Origin of the sequence: Sphaerotilus sp. (assembly GCF_041083715.1) — a bacterium.
Lineage (GTDB): Bacteria > Pseudomonadota > Gammaproteobacteria > Burkholderiales > Burkholderiaceae_C > Sphaerotilus.
In genome coordinates, this window is the sequence record NZ_JBFPGY010000280.1 from 1 (window position 1) to 7,115 (window position 7,115).

A 7,115-nucleotide genomic window follows, 5' to 3' on the forward strand; every position below is an offset into this window, starting at 1 on the left:
CGTCGCACCATCTTCAGGCCCCAAGCGCGTGCAGCGCACAGGAATGAGGCAAGAACCGAGGGTTCCCCCCAAATGACGTTTACGTAAACGTCAATACAAAATCGCGCACATCCGAACGGAGCCACCCGATGACCGACCTGTCCGCCGACCACAAGGCCCTTGCCAGCTACCGCCCGACGAACAAGGTGCGCTTCGTCACCGCCGCGAGCCTGTTCGACGGCCACGACGCAGCGATCAACATCATGCGACGCATCCTGCAGGGCATGGGCACCGAGGTGATCCACCTGGGACACAACCGCTCGGTGGACGAGGTGGTCACCGCAGCGCTGCAGGAAGACGTGCAGGGCATCGCGGTCAGCTCCTACCAGGGCGGCCACGTCGAATACTTCAAGTACATGGTGGAGCTGCTCAAGGCCCGCGGCGGCGCGCACATCCAGGTCTTCGGCGGCGGCGGCGGCGTGATCGTGCCGGCCGAGATCCGCGACCTGAGCGGCCACGGCGTGCGCATCTTCAGCCCCGAGGATGGCCAGCGCATGGGGCTGCAGGGCATGATCGGCGAGATGGTGATGCGCTGCGACCAGGACCTGTCGAGCTACGCGCCCACCGACCTCGCCGCGCTGCAGGGCCACACCGAAGCCGCCTGGCGCTCGCTGGCGCAGCTCATCACCGCGCTGGAAAACGGCCAGGCCGATGCCAACGTGGTCGCCGCCGTGCAGGAAGCGGCCAAGGCGAGCAGGACGCCGGTGCTGGGCATCACGGGCACGGGCGGTGCCGGCAAGTCCAGCCTGACCGACGAGCTGATCCGCCGCCTGCGCCTCGACCAGGACGACACGCTGCGCATCGCCGTCATCAGCATCGACCCGTCGCGGCGCAAGAGCGGCGGCGCCCTGCTCGGCGACCGCATCCGCATGAACGCCACCGGCCCGTGGTCGAACGGCCCGCGGGTCTACGTGCGCAGCCTCGCCACCCGCGACACCGGCTCGGAAGTGTCGGCCGCGCTGCCCGAGGTGCTGGCCGCCGCCAAGGTCGCCGGCTTCGACCTGATCATCGTGGAGACCTCCGGCATCGGCCAGGGCGACGCGGCGATCGTGCCCTTCGTCGATGTGCCGATGTACGTGATGACGCCCGAGTTCGGCGCCGCGAGCCAACTGGAGAAGATCGACATGCTCGACTTCGCCGAGTTCATCGCCATCAACAAGTTCGACCGCAAGGGTTCCGCCGACGCGCTGCGCGATGTCGCCAAGCAGGTGCAGCGCAACCGCGAAGCCTTCACCGTGATGCCCGACCAGATGCCGGTGTTCGGCACCATGGCCAGCCGCTTCAACGATGACGGCGTGACGGCGCTGTACCAGGCGCTCAAGGTCCGGCTCGGCGCGCTCGGCCTGCCGCTCGGCGAAGGCCGCCTGCCGCTGGTCCACACCCGCCACAGCACGCACCAGACCCCGATCGTCCCGGCCGCCCGCACCCGCTACCTCGCCGAGATCGCCGACACCGTGCGCGGCTACAAGGCCCGGGTCCGCCAGCAGGCCAAGCTCGCCCGCGAAATCCAGCAGCTGCGCGCCAGTGCCGAGATGTTCCGGCAGTCCAACCCGGCCAAGAACCGGGGCGTCGAGGCACTGACCGATCTGGCGCAGCAGCGCGAGGAGCGGCTCGACCCGGCCGCGAAGAAGCTGCTGGCCCAATGGCCCGAGATGCAGCGTGCCTATGCCGGTGACGAGTACGTCGTGAAGATCCGCGACAAGGAAATCCGCACCAACCTGGTCCACACCACGCTGAGCGGCAACAAGATCCGCAAGGTCGCCCTGCCCGGCTACGAGTGCCACGGCGAGCTGCTCAAATGGCTGATGCTCGACAACGTGCCCGGCAGCTTCCCGTTCACGGCCGGCGTGTTCGCGTTCAAGCGCGAAGGCGAAGACCCGACGCGCATGTTCGCGGGCGAAGGCGACGCCTTCCGCACCAACCGCCGCTTCAAGCTGGTCAGCGCCGGCATCCCCGCCAAGCGCCTGTCCACCGCGTTCGACTCGGTCACGCTCTACGGCGCCGACCCCGATCCGCGCCCGGACATCTACGGCAAGGTCGGCAACTCCGGGGTGAGCATCGCAACGCTGGATGACCTGAAGGTGCTGTATTCAGGCTTCGACCTGTGCAGCCCGACGACCTCGGTGAGCATGACGATCAACGGCCCGGCGCCGAGCATCCTGGCAATGTTCATGAACGCGGCGATCGACCAGCAGCTTGAGAAGTTCAAGGCCGACAACAGCCGCGAACCGACGGCCGACGAGGCGTCGAAGATCAAGGCATGGGTGCTGGCCAATGTGCGCGGCACGGTGCAGGCCGACATCCTCAAGGAAGACCAGGGCCAGAACACCTGCATCTTCTCGACCGAGTTCAGCCTGAAGGTGATGGGTGATATCGCGTCGTACTTCGTCCACCACGACGTGCGCAACTTCTACTCGGTGTCGATCAGCGGCTATCACATCGCCGAAGCCGGCGCGAACCCGATCAGCCAGCTCGCCTTCACGCTGTCGAACGGCTTCACGTTCGTCGAGGCGTATCTGGCGCGCGGGATGCACATTGACGACTTCGCGCCCAACCTGTCGTTCTTCTTCTCGAACGGCATGGACCCGGAATACACCGTGCTCGGCCGCGTCGCCCGCCGCATCTGGGCGGTGGCGATGCGCGACAAGTACGGCGCCAACGACCGCAGCCAGAAGCTGAAGTACCACATCCAGACCTCGGGCCGCAGCCTGCACGCGCAGGAGATCCAGTTCAACGACATCCGCACGACGCTGCAGGCGCTGATCGCGGTGTACGACAACTGCAACTCGCTGCACACCAACGCCTTCGACGAGGCGATCACGACGCCGACCGAGGAGTCGGTGCGCCGCGCGATGGCCATCCAGATGATCATCAACCGCGAGTGGGGCCTGGCGAAGAACGAGAACCCGAACCAGGGCGCCTTCATCATCGACGAGCTGACGGAGCTGGTGGAGGAAGCCGTGCTGGCCGAGTTCGAGAAGATCGCCGACCGCGGCGGCGTGCTCGGCGCGATGGAGACGGGCTACCAGCGCTCGAAGATCCAGGAAGAGTCGATGCACTACGAGATGCTCAAGCACACCGGCGAGTACCCGATCATCGGTGTGAACACCTTCCGCAACCCGAAGGGCGACGAGATCCCGGAGACGATCGAGCTGGCGCGCTCCACCGATGACGAGAAGGCGTCGCAGCTCGCGCGGCTGGGCGATTTCCACACGCGCCATGCGGCCCAGGCGCCGGCGATGCTGAAGCGGCTTCAGCAGGCGGTGATCGACAACGCGAATGTGTTCGAGGTGCTGATGGATGCCGTGCGGGTGTGCTCGCTGGGGCAGATCACGGGGGCGTTGTTCGAGGTGGGGGGGCAATATCGGCGGAGCATGTGAAGGTTTGGTGCGCCAGCCATTCGCTGTAGGCAAACGCCGCCCGGGCATCGGCCACCAGCGCATCCAGCCGTGCGGCGTCGGCCATGACCGGCCGGGCTGCCTCTCTCAGCATGGGCGCCCAGTGTTGTGCGACCAAGGTTGCAGCGCCCTCCAACCAGCTCCGCGCTGCGTCAGGCGCCAGACCCAGGTGGCAAGCCGCCGCCAGCAGTTGATCGACGCTGGTGCGGGCCGACCCATCCACGCCCGTGGCCATCGACAGCAGCGGGCCGTCTTCCGGTCGGCCAGGCAGGGTGACCAGAGCCGGTGTGATGTCAAACGCCGGGGACAGGCGCCAGCCGAGCGCCGATGACCCCTCGTGCAGCACGCCGTGGTTGAGCGGGTGATCGTCCACGTTGCCCACCAGCGCATTGAAGGCCATGCGCCGCCAGACCTCGTGCAGTTGCGCAGGCAAGTCCTCGCGGTCACGCGCCCAGATCCGCAAACGGTCACCCAGGTTGAGATAAGAGCGTTGCGGATCACCGCGGACGGCACCTGGGGCCAGCCTGAGGACCGTGTGTGCGCTGGCGTAGAGGCGGCGCTGCGGCTGCCGAGGATCGCCAGCCCGGTCGAATCGCTCGACCAGCAGCACCTGGTGTACGCCGAAGGTGTGCAGTTCCACCTCGGCCACCGACAGCCCGGCCATGCGCGCCAGCCGCATGGCGACGAACTCGCGTGCCGGCAAGGCCGGTCGGTCGCCGCGCGACTGCATCTTGGCCAGCCACAGGCGCCCGTCATGCACGAGCGTGGTCTTCGGGCGCTCGCCGCCAGCACTGGTGTCGAGATCCTCGTCGAGCCGGCGCAGTGCCCGGCTGGCCGGGGCCGCGGCGTCCAGTGCCTGCGCCAGCGATTGCAACTGGTCGAGTGCCCTGGGTTGCCAGGCCAGCTTCGTCTCGATGTCGGTGCAGACCTCGATGGCGCCCACGCCGTCCGGCACACCGCGCTCCAGCAACTCCAGTGCCGTGAGCGCCCTGCCCGCCTGGGCGTCCAGACGGTCGGCGCCGTAGCCGGCCGGCTTGGCATCCCGGATCACGCCCGGTAATCCATCGGAAACCGCGAGGACCGTGCCCCTTTTCTTGCGCATCAGGCGCAACTCGACCGGATCGAGGGCCACGGCATCGGTGCGACCGAGATACTCCGGCAGGTAGGTGAAGCGGGCGCCGGGTCCAGCGCCCATCAACTCGCCCGCCTGCACGGGCTCGACACCCCCCGGCAGCCAGACCCAGACCGGCACTGCACCCATCAGTTGCCTCCCAGACGACGCTCGACGAAGTTCACCGTTTCCGGGTCGCGCTGCGGGTCCAGCCAATCCTCTGCCTGCTCTAGGAGGTTCAAGCCTTGCAGCACCTTGAGGAGGTTGCCCAGGGCCACGCCGTCAGCACCGGCCTCCAGCGACCGCACCGTGGACAGCGACACGTCCGACAGGTGCGCCAAGTCTTCCTGCGTCATTTCGCGCAGCTTGCGGGCGCGGGCCAGGCGCCGGCCCAGGCGATCGAGGCTGGCTTGTACCAACACAGGGGTGGGCTTCGATGCGCGGGATCTGGGCGTGTCCATACCCTTCAATGTAAGGTCAGATCATTGTCATCACAACGATGATCGAGTGCCTGTCATTGAAATCAGCGATACCCGCTGAACTGCTTCATCGTCGCCGCCGTGTCCTCCGGCCCGAGCCCGGCCGCCACCCAGGCGCGGTGCAGCTCGCTGACCAGCCCGCTCACCGGCAGCGGCAGGCGCGCGCCTTGCGCGAAGGCCTGCACCGCCTCCAGGTCCTTGAGCATGTTGTCGATGCGCCCGGTCGGCGTGTAGTCGCGCCGGGCCATCTTGGGGCCGAACTCCTGCAGGATCTGGCTGTCGGCGCGGCCGCCGGCCAGCGCTTCGGACAGCCGCGTCGCGTCCACCCCGCCCGCCTCGGCCAGCCGCACGGCCTCGGCCACCGCCTGGAAGCCGATCGCGCAGAGCAGCTGGTTCACCAGCTTGGTGGTCTGGCCGGCGCCGGTCGGGCCCATGTGGGTGTAGTTGGCGCAGAGGCTGTCCATCACGCGCTGCGCCTGCGCCACGTCCTCGGCGCTGCCGCCGGCCATCACCGTCAAGCGCCCGAGCAGGGCCTTGGGTGCGCCACCGGACAGCGGCGCATCGACCCAGCCCATGCCGGAAGCGTCCCGCAGTCGCTGCGCCAGCCGACGCGTGGACGGCGGATCGATCGACGACATGTCGATCAGCAGCCGCTCGGCGCTGGCCGCCTCGGCCACACCGCCCGGCCCGAACACCGCCGCCTCGACGATGGCCGCCGAGTTGAGGCTGGTGATGACGAATGCGCTCGCTGCGGTGGCCTCTGCAGCGCTGGCGGCAGCGTGGGCACCGAGCGCCACCAAGGCAGCGACCTTCTCGGCATCGCGGTCGTACACGGCCACGCGGTGGCCGGCTTCGAGCAGGCGCTGGCTGATGGCCGAACCCATGATCCCGACGCCGACGACGGCCACCGCAGGCAGCGGCAAGGTGGTGGTCATGGCGCCGCTCACAGGCTGGACGTGATGCCGCCATCCACGTACAGGATGTGCCCATTCACGAAACTGGAGGCGTCCGACGCCAGGAAGATCGCCGCGCCGCCCAGTTCCTCCACGTCGCCCCAGCGGCCCGAGGGCGTGTGCGCGGTCAGCCAGGCGGTGAAGGTGGGGTCGGCGACCAGCGCGCTGGTGAGTTCGGTCTTGAAGTAGCCGGGGCCGAGGCCGTTGACCTGGATGCCGTGCTTGCCGAGGTCGATCGCCATGCCCTTGGTGAGCATCTTCACCGCGCCCTTGGTGGCGGTGTAGGGCGCGATGCCGGGGCGGCCGAGTTCGCTCTGCACGGAGCAGACGTTGATGATCTTGCCGCGGCCCCGCGGGACCATGCAGCGCGCCACCGCCTGCCCGACGAGGAAGACGCTGTCGATGTTGGTCGTGGTGATGCGGTGCCAGGCGTCGAGCGGAAACTCGGCGAAGGGCGCGCGGTGCTGCATGCCGGCGTTGTTGACGAGGATGTCGATCGGGCCGACCTCCGCCTCGATGCGCGCCACGCCGGCCTGCACCGCGTCGGCGTCGGTCACGTCGAAGGCATAGGCCTGCACGTCGATGCCCTGCCCCGCCAGCGCCAGCCGGGTCTCCTCCAGCCGCTCGGCGTCGCGGGCATTGAGCACCACGCGGGCGCCCGCCGAGGCCAGTGCACACGCCAGCGCCAGGCCGATGCCCTTGCTGGAACCAGTGATCAGGGCGGTGCGGCCCGTCAGGTCAAAGAGTTTCATGGCCCAAAGGTTACCGGTATCGTTTTGTCGGGTCAACCTGCGAAAACCCTGCCGAACATCACGCCGAACGCCCGACGGAGCCGGCTATAGTTACCGATACCAACAAGGAGACAGCCCATGTCCACCCCGCCGCCCGCGCACGACCAGCCCCACGTCCTGATGACCGGTCCCTACCCGCCCTGGGACATGGAACCGCTGGCCCGGGACTACCAGCTCCACCGCCTCTGGGAAGCGCCGGACCGCGCCGCCTTCCTCGCCGAGCACGCGCCGCAGATCCGCGCCATCGCGACCCGCGGCGAGCTGGGCGCGAATGCCGAGCTGATCGCGGCGCTGCCGAAGCTGGAGCTGATCGCCTGCTACGGCGTGGGCACCGACGCCATCGA

5 protein-coding genes and 1 pseudogene are annotated in these 7,115 nt (G+C 68.3%); 2 read left to right on the forward strand and 4 right to left on the reverse strand.

Features of this window, described 5'->3' with window-relative positions:
* Positions 1–128: 128 nt before the first annotated feature.
* Positions 129–3,419, forward strand: a complete 3,291-nt coding sequence (icmF, locus tag AB3X43_RS12720; protein WP_369430223.1) for a fused isobutyryl-CoA mutase/GTPase IcmF — start codon at positions 129–131, stop codon at positions 3,417–3,419.
* On the opposite strand, the gene AB3X43_RS12725 is transcribed toward icmF, so the two are convergent.
* The 4 genes from AB3X43_RS12725 to AB3X43_RS12740 form a co-directional block, all read right to left on the reverse strand.
* On the reverse strand, positions 3,370–4,698 hold the full coding sequence (locus AB3X43_RS12725) for a type II toxin-antitoxin system HipA family toxin (RefSeq protein ID WP_369430224.1): 1,329 nt from the start codon (positions 4,696–4,698) through the stop codon (positions 3,370–3,372). The two genes, icmF and AB3X43_RS12725, sit on opposite strands and share 50 nt — an antisense overlap.
* Entirely contained in the window at positions 4,698–5,009 is a 312-nt protein-coding gene (locus tag AB3X43_RS12730) for a helix-turn-helix domain-containing protein (protein WP_369430225.1), read from the reverse strand. The genes AB3X43_RS12725 and AB3X43_RS12730 overlap by 1 nt, the downstream gene beginning before the upstream one ends.
* A gap of 62 nt (positions 5,010–5,071) precedes the next feature.
* Positions 5,072–5,962 carry an NAD(P)-dependent oxidoreductase gene (locus tag AB3X43_RS12735; RefSeq protein ID WP_369430226.1) on the reverse strand — a complete coding sequence of 297 codons (891 nt, stop codon included), beginning with the start codon at positions 5,960–5,962 and terminating at the stop codon, positions 5,072–5,074.
* Positions 5,963–5,970: 8 nt separating this feature from the next.
* Complete coding sequence (locus AB3X43_RS12740) at positions 5,971–6,732, reverse strand: glucose 1-dehydrogenase (protein WP_369430227.1); 762 nt, start codon at positions 6,730–6,732, stop codon at positions 5,971–5,973.
* Between the two features lie 117 nt (positions 6,733–6,849).
* Between AB3X43_RS12740 and AB3X43_RS12745 the strand changes: the two are divergent.
* Positions 6,850–7,115, forward strand: a pseudogene (locus AB3X43_RS12745) (2-hydroxyacid dehydrogenase); the annotation flags it as partial.